The sequence below is a fragment of the Stenotrophomonas bentonitica genome, assembly GCF_002887735.1.
GTDB classification, from domain to species: domain Bacteria; phylum Pseudomonadota; class Gammaproteobacteria; order Xanthomonadales; family Xanthomonadaceae; genus Stenotrophomonas; species Stenotrophomonas bentonitica_A.
The window spans coordinates 1-18,055 of record NZ_PKQP01000018.1 but is presented as its reverse complement, the minus strand read 5'-3'; the positions used below and the strand labels follow the sequence as shown (position 1 = coordinate 18,055).

11 protein-coding genes are annotated in these 18,055 nt (G+C 58.4%); 7 read left to right on the top strand and 4 right to left on the bottom strand.

The genetic code is table 11. From position 1 onward, the window contains the following. The first annotated feature begins 243 nt into the window (after window positions 1-243). A complete protein-coding gene (locus tag C0R07_RS19060; protein WP_017354473.1) occupies window positions 244-1,284 on the top strand; it encodes a lipid A deacylase LpxR family protein in 1,041 nt (346 codons plus the stop codon). Between the two features lie 105 nt (window positions 1,285-1,389). Continuing rightward, window positions 1,390-2,007 (top strand): flavodoxin family protein, encoded by a 618-nt coding sequence (locus C0R07_RS20335; RefSeq protein ID WP_080355009.1) that lies wholly within the window; start codon window positions 1,390-1,392, stop codon window positions 2,005-2,007. Window positions 2,008-2,151: 144 nt separating this feature from the next. Here C0R07_RS20335 and C0R07_RS19050 read toward each other — a convergent pair whose 3' ends face one another. The 4 genes from C0R07_RS19050 to C0R07_RS19820 all read right to left on the bottom strand — a co-directional run bounded on the left by C0R07_RS19050 (window position 2,152) and on the right by C0R07_RS19820 (window position 8,501). Then, complete coding sequence (locus C0R07_RS19050; RefSeq protein ID WP_017354472.1) at window positions 2,152-2,637, bottom strand: hypothetical protein; 486 nt, start codon at window positions 2,635-2,637, stop codon at window positions 2,152-2,154. 273 nt (window positions 2,638-2,910) lie between these two features. After that, the gene (locus tag C0R07_RS19045; RefSeq protein ID WP_017354471.1) at window positions 2,911-5,667 is read right to left on the bottom strand and encodes a caspase family protein; all 2,757 of its coding nucleotides are present in this window, start codon (window positions 5,665-5,667) and stop codon (window positions 2,911-2,913) included. Window positions 5,668-5,724: 57 nt separating this feature from the next. Next, the gene (locus C0R07_RS19040) at window positions 5,725-7,290 is read right to left on the bottom strand and encodes a hypothetical protein (protein ID WP_017354470.1); all 1,566 of its coding nucleotides are present in this window, start codon (window positions 7,288-7,290) and stop codon (window positions 5,725-5,727) included. Between the two features lie 353 nt (window positions 7,291-7,643). After that, the gene (locus C0R07_RS19820) at window positions 7,644-8,501 is read right to left on the bottom strand and encodes a hypothetical protein (RefSeq protein WP_146027645.1); all 858 of its coding nucleotides are present in this window, start codon (window positions 8,499-8,501) and stop codon (window positions 7,644-7,646) included. Window positions 8,502-8,619: 118 nt separating this feature from the next. On the opposite strand from C0R07_RS19820, the gene C0R07_RS19030 reads away from it, so the two are divergent. The 5 genes from C0R07_RS19030 to C0R07_RS19010 all read left to right on the top strand — a co-directional run bounded on the left by C0R07_RS19030 (window position 8,620) and on the right by C0R07_RS19010 (window position 18,041). Continuing rightward, entirely contained in the window at window positions 8,620-10,041 is a 1,422-nt protein-coding gene (locus C0R07_RS19030) for a Wadjet anti-phage system protein JetA family protein (protein ID WP_049400904.1), read from the top strand. Between the two features lies 1 nt (window position 10,042). Then, window positions 10,043-10,699 carry a DUF4194 domain-containing protein gene (locus C0R07_RS19025; RefSeq protein WP_017354467.1) on the top strand — a complete coding sequence of 219 codons (657 nt, stop codon included), beginning with the start codon at window positions 10,043-10,045 and terminating at the stop codon, window positions 10,697-10,699. After that, window positions 10,686-14,105, top strand: coding sequence for an SbcC/MukB-like Walker B domain-containing protein (locus C0R07_RS19020; RefSeq protein WP_158704768.1), 3,420 nt, complete (start codon window positions 10,686-10,688; stop codon window positions 14,103-14,105). The genes C0R07_RS19025 and C0R07_RS19020 overlap by 14 nt, the downstream gene beginning before the upstream one ends. Further along, complete coding sequence (locus tag C0R07_RS19815; RefSeq protein ID WP_017354465.1) at window positions 14,102-15,313, top strand: Wadjet anti-phage system protein JetD domain-containing protein; 1,212 nt, start codon at window positions 14,102-14,104, stop codon at window positions 15,311-15,313. Before C0R07_RS19020 ends, C0R07_RS19815 begins: the two co-directional genes overlap by 4 nt. Window positions 15,314-15,404: 91 nt before the next feature. Further along, entirely contained in the window at window positions 15,405-18,041 is a 2,637-nt protein-coding gene (locus tag C0R07_RS19010; protein ID WP_254427900.1) for a hypothetical protein, read from the top strand. Window positions 18,042-18,055 lie beyond the last annotated feature (14 nt).

Below are 18,055 nucleotides of genomic sequence, written 5' to 3'. Positions count from 1 at the left end.
GAGGGCCTGGACGATCTCTTGCTCAGGCGAACGTCTTGGCGAGCCCAAGAGCGCTAGATACTGCTGCAGGGATGCGCCGCCTTTGAAAGCAATTGGCGTGCGGCCGGCTGATGGCCTGGTGTATGGCTCAAACCCCTTCCTCCGGGTCTACTGCGACAGCGCATTAGATCTTCAATTGAACCTCACATTGAGTCAAATGGCAGCAAGCCCATGAAAAGACTGGCGCTTAGTCGGTTGTCTGTGATGGCGGCACTCGTGTTCCTGGCCGCTGCCCGAGCCCCGGTGGCCCAGGCGGCCGAACAATGTGGCCCGGACGCGATGCGCGATCACCCGCCGCAGATCAGCTTCCGCGTCGACAACGACCTGTTCGGTGGCCGCCACCAAGACCAGGGCTATACCAACGGCGCGCAGCTGACCCTGGTCTCGCCGAACCTGGTCGACTACACCGCCGACCCGTGCCTGCCGCGCATGGCGCGCTGGGTGAACCAGTACCTGGAAGGCCTGCACCCCGGCAGGTTCGAGCAGCAGAACATGATCTTCAGCATCGGCCAGGCCATCTTCACCCCCACCGACCCGACCCGCCGCGACCTGATCGAGGATGACCGGCCGTATGCCGGCGTGCTGCTGGCCAGCTTCGGCTTCAACGCACGCAGCGGCGACCGCCTGCAGACCACCCAGCTGGCCGTGGGCGTGGTCGGGCCCTGGGCCCAGGGCAGGCAGGTGCAGAACGCCGTGCACGACGCGCTAGGGGACGAGAAGTTCAAGGGTTGGGACAACCAGCTGCACAACGAGCCGGTGTTCATGCTGACCCACGAGCGCATGCGCCGCTGGCCGGCCGATGCCAGTGTCAATGCCGGCGGCTGGGGCTGGGATGCGATCAGTCACTATGGCGGTGCGATCGGCAACCTGGAAACCAAGGCCAACGCCGGTGGCGAAGTGCGCTTCGGCTGGAAGCTGCCCGACGACTTCGGCAGCACGCCGCTGCGCCCGGCCGGCGAGAACACCGCGCCGACCCGTGGTGGCCGCCTCAGCGGCTGGTCCTGGCACTTGTTTGCGACCACCGACGCGGCATGGGTAATCCGCGACATCACTCTGGACGGCAATACCTTCCGCAACAGCCACAGCGTGGACAAGCGCCACGTGGTCGCCCAAGGCGGCTACGGCATCGCGGTGATGCGCGGGCGCTGGAGATTCGCAATGGCGCGTTACCACAGCACCCGGGAGTTCTATGGCCAGCGCCAGTCGCCGGTGTTCGGAAGCTTCACTATTAGCCGCTCGCTATAGTAGGTGGCGACGATCGCGGGTGTTCGACCATGCAATGTCCTTGAGTGCAGTACCTCGCAGAGCGACTACAGAAGTAACGCGGGAGTGCATGATGGAGAGTACTGAATGATGCTAATCACCAAGCTCGTCGTAGTCATCGTCGCGCTTGCCGCTGGGATCAAGGTGATTGATTGCTGTGTCGTGTGGGCAGCGCGACGAAGGCTGGAGAAACTTCAGAAGCTAAAGGCGCCGGCCCCATCGAGATCTCCTTTACCCGATGCCCTGGTGGTCTACTACTCTCGCTCTGGGCACACCGCCTTAGCCTCTAGTTATCTGGCGAACCAGTTACACGCCGATCTGCGTGCTGTCGAAGCATTTGACTACTCATTGGGCTTGGCCGGGTGGGTGAATGCTATGGCTGATGGGGGTCTTGATGACGCGTGGATAAATCCCGCGTGGATGGATCTAGCTCCCTATGACGCTATCTATTTGGGAACACCCATCTGGCGTGGTTGCCCAGCGCCGCCGGCTTGGGAGTTTGTTAGGAGCAACATGTTCCCTGGGAAAAAGGTCGTACTAGTCACTACATCCAGAGGATCATGGAAGCAGTCAGCTATTGAGCTCCTTGGGCGAGAGATAGTTCGACGAGGTGCGCGATCATTCGAGCATCGGCCTTTGGCGCGCAAGCGTGCCTGGTTCAGAAGATCGGACCCAGATGATCTCAGAATTACGGATCTGATGTGACCGACCTACCATGAATGCCCCCGGCCAATGCTGCGTTTAGTCGGCACCCCTCGCCTTAGCTAGCGCTATGCCAATCGCCGCGTCGCCCCTTGCTGCACGCTCGTCAACGGCCTAGGGCCGTCCCGAGAGTTTCGTGAGGTGGTTTCATTCGCGATTGTCGAGCCGTCCGTTAGACAACGCATGCTGGAGAGCAATCGCAACCTGCGTCGCGGCGTAGACCCAATCGTTGTCTTCTTCGTACGGATCCACTTCCGAATCTTCTTTGCCACCATGGAAGAGGTTGTTGCGGACTTGCCGCATGGCTTCCACCAGCGCGACCGCATCCGATTCGGCATCCAATGGGCAGGGGCAAAAGCGGGCCACCAAGTTCCCGTTCTCTTCAATAATCATCTGCTTCATGGGGCGCTCATCGCGTTGACAGAGAAGGCGCGCACGCGCCGACTCAGGAACCTCTGACGCGAAATCGTCGCCCAACTTTCGGACGCGCTCTTGCACCTTGCGCCAAGCCACGTCGGACGTCGGTTGCCCCGTCCGGTCTTTCCGGAAGAAGTCCCCGTGCCGTCGGAGCTGGAATTCCAGTTTGCTCACGGTCTTGAGAAGGTCGTAGGCGAGATTGGCGCTTACCGGCATTTCAGCATTCTATGTGAGTAGTGTGAGGTCCGAATCGCAAACTGCCACAGCGAAGGCACAAGGACCACCAAGAAATGGCGCTACTTGAGAGCCGCCTAACACGCGGGAGGATGTCATCCTGTAGGCCGGGCGTCGCACCTCATCTAGATTCTTGACCTATAACCGCTTCGGGCTGGCAACGCAGGTCGGCAGTGACTTGGGACAACTTTGCCTAGACACCGCTAAGAATACTTGGATGGGGTTCGCGTGAAGGCCGCGCTTACGATTCGCCTCTCAGTAGTCGTCCATTGATTGCAGGTGAGTGCTGCGCTTCGACTTGGTGGCTGTCGAGTCTGGGTCGGGTTCATCTCCGTTCACCGTTACCCACTCGATGAGAGGGCCCAGGTCGGATTGGCGGCGGGCTTCCGCATACAGCTTGCTATAGGCGGCCATGGCGTATATCGGCGACAGCATGAGCTCCGCTGCCAAGGCGAAGACATCGGACTCGGGTGGCAGCGACACAGTGGTGAAGGCGCCGCTGTCGGCATCGGTGTGGCGCTCAGCCAGCGCATCCAGAAGACGCCGACGGAGTGCTTGCTGGAAGGGGCTATGGGTGGGATTAGGACACCTCAGGCCGTCTTCGACCGGAACCCAGGTGTCCAGTGACCAGGCGGGGGCGAGCACTTGCGGGGTTGCCGCGTCGTCAATCCCCTGTGCATTACCCTTCAGAGTGCCCATAGCCTGGTCAGAAAGCCGATTTCGCAACAACCAGCGGTCATCAACTGAACGCTGCCAGAGAGTCCATAGACTCCCACCGGACCGCCATTGGCCGATCTCCTCGAACAGTTCGGAGGCCAGTCCGCCTCGCGCCTCCAGCTTTGAGGCAAGGCTCCATGAGGCCGCCAGCGCGGGTGGGTTACGGAGCGGATGGGCCACGTTCGATAGGCCTAGCCATTGCGCGAGCACCGCAAAATCGGATAGACCCTCCCTGATTTCCTTAGGAACGGCTGCAACGCATTGTCCAACGGTATCGATGTGCTGCCCGCCCCGCTGGAAGGCAGCGAGGGCCGCGTACAAGGCCCACATCGGGCTGGCCATTGCTTGCTCGGTTGATGGCACCGCCACCTCCCGGCCGACTGTAAGCTGCGCTCGCGCCGCCTCCGTCGCAAGCCCGATCGGATCGAACAGCAGTGACGCACTTCCCATCCGGACCAGATGGATGGAGGCAGTCGCCAAGTCGAGCATTCGTGCGCCCTGAGTGTCCACCATCGGAGGGGTTGGCGGAGCTGAGGTACAGTCAAGGTAGATCTCGGTACGCCACCCCTTAATCACCGGGACGACCAGTCCGTCTTCATTCGACTCGTCCCAAGGGCTGGCCGTTCGCAGTGCGAGGCTGCCAGCTGTTGCTGCTAATTTGAGGTAGGCGTAGCCGAGCCTGTCGTCCGTACCACTGTGGATGAGGCGCTCCTCCAAGGTTGCCCCTACAAGGGAACTGAGGTGCCACTGCCGCCACGGTGGCGCGGGGTTTAGAGAGCCGTCGGGACTGAAACTGGAGTCGCGCGCGAAGACAAAGACCTCACCGATTTCGCTGAGATCGCGGCTTGGCTCCGTCGGAATCATCGAGTATTCAGCGGCATGAAGGGACTGATTTTGGTGCGTGGTTGACGTGCCGATGACGGGCGCAGCCGCGGAAAATTCGGGCCCGGGCAACCGCTGGTCGAGGGGCGCATCCGCAACAACGAACAGCGATTGCGCCGATTCGGCCCCGACGTGCACCAGGGCTTTGTAGAGTCCCGGAGCTAAGGACAGCGAGACCACTCCCGTACCGATGCTGACACGAGCGTAGCTAGCATCGAGCACCGTGATCTGCGCGTTGGGATTGTCCGTCCTCAACACCACCGGCTGCGCTGCAACCTCGTCGGTTCGCAAAGCGGGCATGTCGATAGGTGCAGCAACGGGAGGGGTGTTGCCTGCAGCTGGCAGCACCGGGTAGGGAACCTCGAAGGCGACGTCGGGTAGATTCCCTGGTGTAACGACGAGATGCAGACCCGGGGTCAGCTCCACGATGGGATGCTCGAGCTGGCGAAGCTGGCTACTGCGTAGCTGCCCATTTGGCGTCATGTCGGTGGGCGGCGCGGGTGGGTAAGGTGAGATGTCAGGATCCGGTTGCCGGTCGATGGCCGCGAATTTAGCAATGATGCGGCTCAGGTCGACGGCAACCCGGCGTGGGAGCGCGGAAGCTGGCGCCGACGCCGGGCGCTGATATATTCGAATCCGCTTCGTTGCGGGAGTCAGTGGTGGCGTGTATCCGGTTTCCTGTTCGTAGCGATCGGCCCATAGCACCTGGAAGTAGTCCGCGACGGCGCGATCCGTCACCCATCCGTCGGCGTCAGGCGGTGCGCTGCGCAGCGCGTCCAGTAGGACGCTAGTGAACAGGCCGCGAGACTGCCCGGCCGGGCCAATGTTGCGCTCAAAGGACTGACGTCCCCGCGGCGCTCCATACGCCTGGAACAATCGGACGTGTGCCGTTCGTTGCCGGTCCGGCGGGGTCCAAGTCGGCTCGAGCACCTGGCTCGCCTTGAGTACGTCCTGGCAGCAGTCCGTTACCAGGATGATTTCATCAAAGAAACCCGCGTTGGCGATTTTCGACGCATAACGCAGGACGGCGATATGCGCCGTGTCGCCGTTTTGCGCGACGGCCGAGAATAGTGCCGGGTCGTGAATCGCCGAACCGGCTGTGAACCCGTGTCCGGCGAAGAACAGATACAAGCGCTGTCCAATGCGGTCATGCCATCCGTTCGGGGTGCGCAGCCATAGATTAAGCGCCTTCTTGAGCTCCTTCTCGGTCGGGTTTGCGTCGTCCGGGGTCGCTGCCACGCCATAATCCTGCGACCGTATGACTTGGATACGTCGGGTGTCCAGGTCGCCGTACTCCGGATCGAGGAGCCATTGCCGGAACTCTTCGCCATCGTTCTCAGGTCCATGGAGGTCACTCAGGCCGGGATAACGGTTAATTGTCAGCACGATCGCGTAGTGATCATCTCGCGGCATGTCCACATCTCTCCCTGTTGCGTACACAAGGGCACCTTTGGCGTGCTCTCGAAGATGTCACCATCCGCCGAGGAGGCTCTCAACGCTGAGCAGCGTATCTTCGTCGTCGTCGAAAGCTCCGTGATCAATGCTTGTGCTGTTCAAGCCTGCTGTCTGTCCTTGGGACTTGGACCAGATCGTACGGTTCGGTGCAGCTCCGAGCCACGCGCGGACTGCACCTATTTCGGGAAACTTGCTATCTGAGTAGATGTGGTGCCAAGCGAAGAAGCGTTCCATGCCCAGCAGCGGCATGTCCGGTTCGTCGACGAGCGTTCCGTCGGAATTTGGGCGCGATTCGAGGACACCCGACACCAGATAGAGGAGGGAGCTGGGATAGATGAAGCGCTTCCAGTCCTGCCCATTGGGAAATTTAGAGTCGTCTCCGACGACCTGATCGTCCCGTTCGAATTCATCGCGCATGCCAAACAAGCGGAAGTGACGGATGCGATCGCCATGTTGGGTGATCGTGGCGGCAAAGCGCTCGTAGGTGATGGCGGGCGCCAGGAACACGACGTCGAATGCAATCTCGGCCGGCAGAAGCTCTGATGCCTTGTCAAGCCAATTGGCGATGTAGACGGCGCCAGTGCTGTGGCCGACTAGAGTGATCCTCGATAGCAGCCCTTCAGAGGCATGGGCGGCACGCAGCCGCTCCAGCAGCGCAGTTCCGGCATACAGGTCGGAGCCGTCGCCGAACGCATCGAGTGAGTCCTGCTTCATGCGGTTCCACTGGAGTGCCTTGCCCCATTCATTGAGTCCACTGCCACCAAAATGAACACCACGCAACACTTCCTCTACGACCGTTGCATACAGGCCGTGATCGCGTTGATCCGCGTACCGACGCAGAACACCCTGCAGGATGCGCTTCACCAGAAGGGAAACTTTGAACCAGACGATCAACCCGCGGCCTCCCTCGACCCCGGCGACCTGCGTTGATACCGCCTGCGAGAACGGGGTATCTCGAACGCTCGCTCCGCCCCCGATGAATGCATCGCGTGCTTCGTCTAACGCGGTTGGCAGGGTTTGCATGGCGACCACAAACTCGCTGTCGGTTTGCAAGTCGGCTTCGATCTCGGCGTCGTCGATCAGCGCACTCGCCGCACGCGCACCTGAGGGCCCCACTACAGGTTTGAAATCACGGTAGGGCACGTGATTGCGACTGGGATCGCTCCAATATGTATCAACTGCCTGGCGGACCTTCCCTGCATCGACGTTGCCCGGCGTGATGGTCCGGGCGCCGTTGCTACCTCCCAAGCGGCGGAGCGCGTACTCTAGCGCCTTGCGCACCAGATTCTTGAATACCGGCTCATCCGGCAGCTCGCGCAGGTTGTTGCGGATCGTTTCAACGAAACCCGACTCCCACACGGAAAAAACCGGATAGGCCGATTGAGAAAAGCGCCCCTCAAGTCGCTGGGCAATACCGATACCCGCGGCCTTGTCGACCAGGCCCCCGTGAAAGTAAAGCAGCAAATGACCACGCCCGTCCTTACGAAGCGCCGTGACGATAGCGTCGATATCCTCTGGCTTCGTATCGGTTCCGGCACCGATACGGCCGTTGCGACTGTGGATTTGATGCAGACTGCCCATACCTGGCCCCCTGTGACCAGAATGATGCCAACCCAGAGTGCCATGAGTTTATGAAGTGGGCAATCAGTAATCGCCTAGGTAGGGATTGGTCACCTCAATGCCGAGTAAGCGAAGGGCTAGAGTTGAATGCCCCGGACCATGCCGCAGCTGGGGCGGTAGTTTGCATTTGGCGCTCGATCGATAGGGACACGAGGGCACGGCTCATCGACCTGATCATTGAGGTACAGACGGAGAATTGGCTTTGAATGCCAATGGCGTCCATCTGATACGGTTCCTATGTAGGGTAGCTACCCAGGCAGGGGTAGCGCGGTATCCGTGCCGGGCCTCAAGTTTGGCTACGATCATGCCATCCGCTAATTCAGCTCGCCAAATAGCCACGGTTGGATCGCGGTTGGATCGTCGACGCAGAGGTGAAATTCGTTCGGCGGCTCCTTCTCTGCATCGGTGGCGCAGCGCAGTTCATGTAGTCGGTATTGGAGTAGTGCGGCACGGGTTCTTAACCTGTAGGCTGCCTTACCTCCGAAATACTCGATACGCACCATATCCTTCTGATCTGGTGTCAGATGCGGATGGGGGACGATCGACAGCTCTACCTGTGTCTGCCAGGCGGCGTCCTGGCTAGGCTCGGCCCGCTCTGGCCGAGGATCAGCCAGCTGTTTCAAGCCGCTCAGCCGATTTATAGACAGGTCCAGGAAGCGTCCGGCTTCCGCCTCGTCCTCGGCGATGACAAATGCGCGAACATGCCAGCGCCTGCCTGCCTGCACCAGCGCATGAGGGAACAGTCGTTTGGTGCGAGGTGCTGGGTTGCGCATGGACCGGTGCTCGCCAACGAGCCCCTTGCCCTCTCTGCAGGCACGATTAAGCAGTGCGAAGTGGCGTCGTTCAACGCCGCCGAGGATAAGCTGGGAGCTCTCGATAAAGCCTGTAGCTTCCTGGGGGCGCTCAAACGCAAGGTACTCTTCGATCAGCCCTTCGGTTAGGAGGGGTCTGAAGCCAGACATCGCCACGTATCCGCGCACATGGCTTCGGTACTCAAGGCCGCCTCCATTGAGTTCAGCATATTGGGTTAGCAATCGACTTACCGTGGTGATATGCAGATCAAACACTTGGCGTACTCGCTCATTGGTGACTTGCCCCTCCCAGAGGAGCAGCGTTTCGATGGCTCGAAGTGTTTCCGGACTTTTGTTTGGATTGGGGCGGGGGCGGGGCATGGGGCTGGGCCGGGGTCAGATGACACGCAGCTTAGCATTGATGCTAAGTTAGCGTTTATGATATGTTAGCGTTTATGCTAATGTGAAGTAGATAGCCCAACTTCTGTGGAGTTGCACAGTGTCCAGCTCTCTGTTTGAGGTACTGCCATCGCAACTCTTTCGCCCATTGGCCTCGGCAAATCGGGAGAACTACTGGCGGCTGCTCTTGGGTCTGTACGAAGAATTCTTCGGGCCAGAGGCTGAGGTTCCCCCGGCGACCGGCTGGGAACGGCGGCAGTTGACGCAGTTCATCGAGAACTACCTCGAACACGATGACGCTTGGCAGGCAGAAGAGGGGGTAGGCCAGCTCACTCCGCTCAACATTCGCGCCAACATGTACTTGAGCCATCTCACGGAGAATGGCTGGTTCGAAGAAGAGCAGGTGGGACTCACGCGCACTCTGTCCATGACTGCTGTGGTAAGCCGTTTCCTTGCCACCTTGCAGGTCTTCACAGAAGACACGCCGGCGATGGTGGGCGCGAAGATGCGTTCCATTGAAGACACATTACGTCGGGTGCTTGATCCTGCAAGCAATGTCTACGGTGACGACTTCGTAAACGCCGGCGACAGCGCCCATGCGCTTCTGTCCGGGATTGCCGCCATGAGTCTGAACGTGCGTACCCTGCAGCGCGAGATATTCAAGTCCGCGACCCCCGGGGCGGCTATCCGTCGGTTGTTTGAAGACTACATTTCCAAGCACGTCATGGCTGACTATGCGGACTTGGCTGGCGCCGATCACCCCCTCGCACGAAAGGCGCAGGTGTTGAGCCTAACTCAGGAAATCCATTACGGGGATCATCGGGAACGGATCATCGTGTGGTTGGCCGAGCGACGCTACAAAGGTGATAAAGGCACGGCTGAGGCTGTCTATGAGAAGGCGATCAGGCGATTGAGCAATGTCTATCGTCTGCAAGACTACTTCGATCGCTTGGGCCAGGATCAGCGCCATATCGAGCGTCGCATGCTGGCCATGATCGAGTACCAGCTTCGCGCGCCGGGCCAGCTCGAGAGACGGATCAAAAAGGCTATCGCCGGAGTCAATGCTGCGGAGAACTTCGACGCCTCCATGCCCGTTGGGCCCGGAGCATTGCTTTCCGGTGAACTCCTGTTTCAACCACGCATCGCCCGTCCGCCCATTCCCAGGACCGCGGATTCTCCGCGGCAGATGACAGCCGAGCAGGAGGCGCGGATGAACCTGCACAGGCGTGCGCGTGATGCGCGTACCGCCATGCCAACAGAGGTGAGGGTGTACTTGCAGGGTGTCATGGGAGGAGGTAGGCAGATCCGGGCGTCTCAGCTTCCCATCACCGGTATCAAGCAATTTCGAATGGTGCAGACGCTGTCCACCTACGCACAGGAAGCAATGACAGGCCTCGGAAAGAAGCACCATGAAGGAATTTCAAAGCGACTACCTGGATATCGCTTCCAAAGCGCCGGTGATGAACGAATTGCCGGGCCGTATTTGGACATGCCGGACTTCTACATCACCAAGGTGAAATGACATGGCACGCCACTGGGAAAAGGCGCTTAGCCGCGACACTATGTACGAAGAGCAGGACTACGAGCAGGCGGCCTATCGGCTAGTAACCCATCAGGTCTTGTCCGCCTCTGACCGGGCGACCCGGAAGGATTACGGCATTGTCAGCCGAAATATCAATGACTTTGAGCAGGCAGTTCGTCCCCTTGGCATCGAGCTGTTGCACGACACCAACTACCAGTACATCGTGGCGCGGCCCGTGCACGTACTGACCCAACAGCGAGCCAGCAAGGACGAAACCCTGCTGCTGTTGGTGCTCGCCGGCGTTCATCATCGCGTCCGTTTCGAGGGGCGCGAAGAGCCAAATGGCGAAACTTTCGTCGATTTGCCTGACTTGCAAGAGCACTACGAGAAGGAAACGGGCAGGGACTTTCCCTCGCCTGGGGACTTCCGCTCTTTGATGACCAAGTTCAAGCGCTGGGGGATTGCTGCCTTTGAGGACAAGGACGATGTACGGAATCAGCTCGCGAAGGTTCGCATCCATCCCGCGATCGGAGATCTGCTGCGGAAGGAATACTTGAGCCATCTGGAATCCTTCCGTAAGGAAGTGGCAGGTGAGGGGGATGCGGCTACTTTCGACGCAATGAATGAAGTCACGGAGGATGGCGATGTATCTGCTTGAGAAATTTCACTTGGTACAGTTTTTCCTATTCCGTGCCGAAACCCTGAGCTTTAGCCCTGCAACAGGCATTGTGGCGCCTAACGGATCTGGAAAATCTGCGATTCTGGATGCGATGCAGATCGTCTTGTACGGAGGGGATCAGAATCAAATCGATCTCAATGCGCAGTCAGGGGGGGTATCAGGCACTCGAGGGCGTTCAGTGCGCGAATACTGCCTCGGCTACTATCGCGGTGACGAGCATATTCGTGAGAATGCGACGTCCTATTTGACCATGGTGTTTCGCGACACTGAGGGCGAATTGCCGCCGGTTTCGGTTGGCCTGGCCCTGGGCGCGTCAGTGGGCGACCCAAAGCTGCACGTCTACGGGCGCTATGTGGTCCAAGGGGTTGCGCTCGCGTTAGATGATCATCTTGAAGCGAACGCCGAGGCGGAACTTTTGCCGTTGGCCTGGGGAACGTTCAATAAGCTGATGGAGGACGCAGTCAGTCGCGTGAATGGTAGGCTCGCAGTGCCTCCGTCGGCGGAGAAGCAGGTTGAAGCAATGTTGTTCGCCTTGCGCCCCAAAGGAGGGGGCAGCATCGACCCGAGAGCTTTTCGGCGAGCGATGAAGAATGCGCTTAATCTGCAGAAAGTTCCTGACACCAGCAGCTTTGTTCGAAATTACATTGTCGATGCCTATCCTATCGAGCTCAAGAACTTCCGCTCCCAGCTCGACAATCTGCGCTCGCTTCAAGCCAAGGTTCTGGAAACACTGGACAGGCTTGAGAACGTCAAAAGCTTGATCGCAGCCGGTCATAAGGCTACTCAGACTCGGATGCACGCAGCGACCTATAGGGCGCTGTTGGATGACTATGAGCGTGAACAACACATGGATGCTGTTGATGCGGCACAAACTACGCTGCATGAAGCGCGGGACAGGCATCAGGCAGCGCAGAATGCAGTCGACAGCGCCAAGGCGGAGCATGATCGACTCAACGGCGTGTACATCGAACTAGAGCTTCAATCAGCAGCAGATCCGGCGATCAGTGCCGCCCGTGACCTGGCCAGCGAACGAGAGAGATCACTTAGACCTATCAAAACCAACGTGGCCCAGGCCATTCGCGAGGTGGTGGCGGGCTTCGAGAAGGCCAACCGCGTGAAACCCGATCTCGGAGGCTGGCAGCATCTGGCGATGCCGTGGGTTGAGCTTCTTGATGCGGTTTCCAGTACATCCGTATCCGATGCGCTTGTGCTTGACGTTTCGCAGGCCTCGGCAGCATTGCGCGAGTCCAGCATGCGGGTTGCTCCGATCATCCAGTCGGCACGGCGTCAGCTAGACCATGACGAGCAGAGGCTGTCCAAGCTTGGAAATGAACTTAGGATCGCTAACGAGCAGATCAAACGCATCCAGGAAGGCAAAGCGGAACTCCCGCCGGCCGTCCAAGCAGTTGTGAACATACTTGGAGACAAAGGACTTCTGTGCACGCCCGTCTGCGATTTGGTTACAGTCACAGATGCCGACTGGGCACCCGTAATCGAGGGATTCCTTGGTCGTTCGCGCACTGCCCTGGTTGTCCGTAGCGGCAAGTTTGAGGATGCCTTGTCCGTTTTCAACAAGATTCCGTGGGATACAAAGCCGGATTCAGTACTGTTGGTGAACCCGGTGAAGTCGAAGGCGGATATGGGTGTGGTTCCGCCAATGGGTCTCGCGCACCTGATCGCGGGTGACAATCAAGTGGCGGTGGACTATATCCGTCTTCGACTCGGCCGGCTGGAGCGATTGGAGCGCGTCACCACGGATAGCCCAGAGGGCTTCACCCGTACTGGCGAGCAGGCTGGACGTGCTGATTTCGGCCGTCGACGCCCCTTGTCTGCAACGGAACTGGTGTTGGGACGCCAAGATGCGAGCCATCGCCTGGCGGTGCTTCGGCAGCAGCGCAGCACTTTGGGGCAGAACGCAGCCGAATGCGAGCAGGAGGCGAACCGGTCGCGCCAGTTGGTTGAAGCCCTTGAGAAGTTGGTGGGACTTGAAGGACGTATCCAGGACATTGAAAGATGGCTGAACTCGCACATTCAGGAGCAATCCGCGCTTGATGCAAAGGCGGCGATGCAAGAGATCGCAAGCGCACCTGATCTCCTTGCTCGTCAGCTGCTCATCACAGAGGCAAGGCGAGCTGCCCTGGCAGCACAGTCGAAGCTGGAAGAAAGCAGCAGAGACGTCGGAACTCATGGTGAGGCTTTCCGGCAAGCACAGAGACGGCTAGACGAGCTTGCGGATAGAACCAACGGAATCTGCTCAAAGGCGGCTCTCAGTCGCCGCAATGAATACGTGGGTGATGAGTGGTTCGAAACAAAACGCGATGAGTTTGATGGTTCCGGCCTATCGCTGCATACGATTGTGGCGAAGATTAGTGACGCTACGGTTAGAAGTGGCAATCAGCTGTCTTCCCAGGTGCAGGCCTTGGCAAGTGACATGTCTACATACGCAAACCAATTCGATCCGCAGATGGATATCGCGGTGGGCGACTTGGGTGCCATGTGCGAGACGATGGCTCAGGAGAAGCAACGGCTAGAGGAATCCGAGCTCCATCACTACCAAGTGCTTTCCGCGGAAGCTGCAGAAGCGGCAGAGCAAACGTTCAAGGTGCAGATCGCCGCCCGCCTGAGCGACCACTTCGCCAGCATGCGCAGCACGCTCAATGAGCTGAACAGTACGATGGAGCGCTTGCCGCCATTCTCGAACAACGAGAAGTATCACTTCGTCACCAATCTCAATAAAGATCATGAGTCGCTGTACAAATTCATACTGAAGGTGGCTGGTGCGGGACCGGAGGGGGATATCTTCTCTGGACAGGTGGATGCTCCTCCTGAGTTCAGGGCGATGCTTGAGGGAAAGGATGCAGAGGCCAACAGGCTTCTGGAGGACTATCGCAATTTCTTCAACTTCGAGATTGACGTTCGCAGCAATGGTGTGACGGTGACCGACTTCTCAAAGCGCATGGACAAGGGTTCCGGGGGCGAGCACCGCGCGCCTCTTTTCATCGTTGCTGCAGCGTCGATGGCGCGCGCATTGGGAAAGTTGCGCGGTGATCAAGGCGGCATGTCGCTGATAATTTTCGATGAGTTGGGTGACAAGATTGACTCAGTGAATACCCGTGCCGTCTTTGAGTACCTGAAGGCATTGGGCCTTCAGCCCATCGTCGCGGCACCGGACGATGCCTTGGGTAAGATCAACGAATCGGTGGATACCTACATCGAGATGTACCGTGACGACGATCTTATCTCCATCAAACACGTACGCATTGATGACGATGGTCATGTAATTCTGGATTCCGATAACTGGCGCAAGCATCCCGAGCTTTTCGAGGAGGAGCTCAAGCGTGTTGAAGCAAGTCGAATGCCCCATGGGGAAGGGGTCGTTGCATGACTATAGCCCGGGCCTTCCTTACGTCAATTTTCAATCGCTCCCAGAATGCAGTGAGTCGTGGCAAGGATGAGCGAATAGCTCTCAGGCTGACGGAGTCATCATGCCCAGAGTTCTTCAGCCTGCGCAGCATCGAGGATGCAAGAGCGTTTCGTTCCGAACTTGAACTGGCTGAGCGCTCTGGAGCCATCGAAATCAAGGCCAAGGTGATGGTGCAGCCGCCTCTAGATGTTGCGGGCGTTGCCGTACTGAACCTCGCAAAGCTGGCGAACTTCTTGGGCGCACGACTTCGTCGTGATTCCGTATCAGAGGCCCGTTCCATGCTGGACACTCACACCGGCCTTTTCCCCGTACTGACCGAGGTCATTGAGCGCTGGTCGCTGGGCCATAAGGTTCGCGGGCAAGAGGCTACCGATGCTTCTGTAGCGCAAATACTGGATGCAATCAGACTCATTTCAGCAAGGCGAGGTGTCGTCAGGGACGAACTGTTGCGCCGGGTTTCGGCCATGATGTTTGGTGACAGCAAGCGAGTGGAGGGCATCGTGAAATGGATCGATTTGCTTTGGTTCAACTCTATTGCACCATCTGGACTTGATAGTAGCGAGGTCTTCTCGGCCATAGGCCTGCACAAGGAACCATTGCCCGTACTGATCTCAGGTCCGCTTACGGTTGTTACGTCGACTACGGTGGTGGGAGTGGTTCATCCATATCTCGGCTTCGCTCCTGCCCACATCACTGGATTCGTGCCGAATCCAGCCGTGTTGAGTTGGCGTGTTCTCACCATAGAGAATCGACAGACATTCCATGAGTTTGCTGAAGCTGCATCTGATCAAGTCGGCCTCGTGCTGCTCTATACCGGTGGTATGCCGTCCCCATCCTGGAGACAGGTCTACATGCTGATCTTGAAATCACTTCCTTGCCAGACAACTCAGGCGTTTCATTTCGGCGACTTGGATGAGGGGGGGATGAGAATTGGCGCCGTCATCGCAGGATCTGCCGCCGAGGCGGGGTTCACCCTGAAGCCGTGGTTGATGGATCCCAGGGAGCTCATTGGTCTCGGTTACGCTCTCAAGCCAACGGCTGAATCGGTGTCTAGCGCAATATCTCGAACTTGTCGATCCATCGGGTGGAATGACTTGGCCATTCATGTGGAAACGCATCCGGGGACGCTGGAGCAGGAGGTTCTCCTTCCACAGTTTCCAGGCTCCTAGAATTCTGGGCAGTCTGACCTAGGCGACAAATTGCTTTGCGCCGTCTTTAATGCCTTGATGCGCGTGCCCCGATCATTGCGGGAAGGGAATCATGAGATTTTTTGAACTTGATGCTGTAGATATCACAGCGCTCAGTGCTGGCGATCTGCGTGAATTGGTTGCCCGTCTTTGCGAAGCGGAGGTAATCCAGCAGGGGCGTCGGCCGAAGAGCGTTATGTGGGGAGGTGCGCAGGCGGCACCTGATGGCGGTTTGGATGTCCGTATTGAGGCTATGGACTTGCCGTCCAACGACGGCTTTGTTCCTCGTGGGATCTGCGGTTTCCAGGTCAAGAAGCATGCTATGGGTGCGGCGGCATGCAGGGACGAGATGTTGGAGGGTGGCACCCCAAAGCTCGTACTTGCAGATCTTGCCGATCGAAATGGTGCCTACATTATCGTTAGTGGCAAGGACGATTGTTCAGACAGCATGTTGGCGAGTCGAGTGCGGGCGATGGAGGCGGTCGCGGAGACCCTTCCTGGAAAAGCGTCTCTGCGCGTTGACTTTTATGGTCGAGATCGATTGGCGACTTGGCTACGGCGGCATCCAAGCGTTGCGCTGTGGGTTCGTGCGCGCCTCGGCCGCCCCTTGTCCGGCTGGAGGCCTTTCGGGAGGTGGGCAGCTACTCCCCCAGCCCAGAACGACGCATTCCTTGTTGATGACCACCCCTGCGTGATTGACGCGAACTCGAGCGCAAAGACTCCTATGCCTGTTTCTGAGGGTATACATCTAGCTCGAGAACGGTTGCGCCGCCGCGGTAGTGCGGTGCGCATCACCGGCCTCTCCGGAGTGGGGAAGACGCGATTCGCGCAGGCCCTGTTTGAGGCGAACGTTGGTGAGGAGGCCTTGTCACCAGCTAGCGCAATCTACGCCGACCTGGGTGAGAACTTGACACCGACGGCATCCGAGCTAGTTTCATACATCGTTGCTAACGATCATGCGGTTCAATTGGTGCTGGACAACTGCCCGCCAGACGTGCATCGGCAGTTGCAGAAGCAGGTCTCCGCAAGTAGCGCGATGCTCAGCCTTCTGACAATCGAGTACGACATCTCGGACGATCGTCCTGAGGAAACCGAAGTGATCCACCTCGAGCCGTGCAGCGAGGAGACGGTCTCGATGCTGATCCAGCGGCGGCACCCAGACATCGGGAAGTTGAACGCGGGCAAAATCGCCGAATTTTCCGGCGGCAATTCGCGCATCGCGATCGCGCTGGCCAGCCGGGTAGATGCAGATGAGACGTTGACAAACTTCTCCGACGAGGACCTTTTCCATAGGTTGTTCAGTCAACGAAAAGGAGCGTCCAATGAACTTCTGGAATGCGCTGAAGCGCTATCGCTCGTCTATTCCTTCAATGTCTCCTCGTCCGAGTTCAATGATGAGCTTGGCGTCCTAAGTGCCATCGTTGGCCTCGATCGTCGTGGTCTGCATCGGGCTCAGGCTGAGTTGATGCGTCGTCAGCTCGCGCAGAGTCGTGGTGAGTGGAGAGCAGTTCTTCCTCATGCACTTGCCAATCGTTTGGCGAAGCGTGCGCTGGAGAACATCCCTGTCGATGCAATCAATGCCGAGCTGCTAAAGCCAGAGAACCTCCGACTTTTCGTCTCATGTGCGCATCGACTGGGATACCTGCACGATTTCGAGCCTGCGGTTCGGATGGCAAATAGTTGGGTGAGCCCCGGCGGACCGCTGCATGATATTGGATCGTGTAACGAAGGCACGCTGTCTGCATTGCTATACATAGCGCCGGTATTCCCGGAGACCGTGCTGCAGCTGATCGAGAACGCCGCAACCAAGCCAGGCTTTGCCTCGCGCGAGAACCGAAACTTCAGGTTGTTCGTGCGCCTGCTGCACCAGCTAGCTTACGACGACGATAAGTTTGATCGTGCTGCGACGGTCATGCTGAAGTTCTCCGAGGGCGAGAAGTCAGGTGAGAACAGGGACAGCATAGTTGGACAGATGCGGCATCTGTTCTCGTTGCACCTGTCAGGTACGCTGGCGCGACCAGAACGGCGGTGTGCGTTTGTCAGCAAGCTACTCGAGTCGGGCACCGAGAGGCATCGCGAGATCGCAGCCGAGCTGTTCCATGCTGCGTTCGAAGCGACGCACTGGACGTCTTTCTCTGCGTTCGACTTCGGTGCACGTAGACGTGATGCTGGCTGGCAGCCGCGAACGCGTGCCGAAGAGCTCGAGTGGTATATCGGCTTCTTGAACTTGCTGCGACCGGTGCTGACATGTGATGACTTGACTCTTCGCGACTGGGCGCGCTCACTTCTGGCAGGTCATTTCCGGGAACTATGGACGTTTGCGGGCTGTTTTGATGATCTCGAGGAGATAGTCAGAAGTCATGCTTCGAAAGGGGAATGGCCGCAGATGTGGGTCTCGGTAAAGAAGACGCTTGGCTTCGATGGCGACTCAGCTCATCCTGATCTACTGGCTCGGCTGGAGTCACTTTCGCGCGTTGCGGCACCATCCGACCTCTATTCTGAGATCGAGGCCTATGTGCTGTCCAATACTTGGGATCACATCGAGAGTAGGGGGGGGCAAGTAGCCTTCAGTGACGAGATGATCAAAGAGAAGGTCATCTCTCTTGGTGAGATGGCCGCAGCAGAGCTAGGTTGCTTAGAGCGATTGGGTCCAGGGCTTTGGTCGATGGTCGGCAGGGAATCATTACGTACAGGGCCAAAAGCTGCCTAAGCGACTGAATTTCA

Bases quoted from the DNA above. Each gene is read 5' to 3' on its own strand.
- C0R07_RS19060 (WP_017354473.1), top strand. From the start codon at position 244: ATGGCGGCACTCGTGTTCCTGGCCGCTGCCCGAGCCCCGGTGGCCCAG.
- C0R07_RS20335 (WP_080355009.1), top strand. From the start codon at position 1,390: ATGATGCTAATCACCAAGCTCGTCGTAGTCATCGTCGCGCTTGCCGCT.
- C0R07_RS19050 (WP_017354472.1), bottom strand. From the start codon at position 2,637: ATGCCGGTAAGCGCCAATCTCGCCTACGACCTTCTCAAGACCGTGAGC.
- C0R07_RS19010 (WP_254427900.1), top strand. From the start codon at position 15,405: ATGAGATTTTTTGAACTTGATGCTGTAGATATCACAGCGCTCAGTGCT.
- C0R07_RS19820 (WP_146027645.1), bottom strand. From the start codon at position 8,501: ATGCCCCGCCCCCGCCCCAATCCAAACAAAAGTCCGGAAACACTTCGA.
- C0R07_RS19025 (WP_017354467.1), top strand. From the start codon at position 10,043: ATGGCACGCCACTGGGAAAAGGCGCTTAGCCGCGACACTATGTACGAA.
- C0R07_RS19045 (WP_017354471.1), bottom strand. From the start codon at position 5,667: ATGCCGCGAGATGATCACTACGCGATCGTGCTGACAATTAACCGTTAT.
- C0R07_RS19815 (WP_017354465.1), top strand. From the start codon at position 14,102: ATGACTATAGCCCGGGCCTTCCTTACGTCAATTTTCAATCGCTCCCAG.
- C0R07_RS19020 (WP_158704768.1), top strand. From the start codon at position 10,686: ATGTATCTGCTTGAGAAATTTCACTTGGTACAGTTTTTCCTATTCCGT.
- C0R07_RS19040 (WP_017354470.1), bottom strand. From the start codon at position 7,290: ATGGGCAGTCTGCATCAAATCCACAGTCGCAACGGCCGTATCGGTGCC.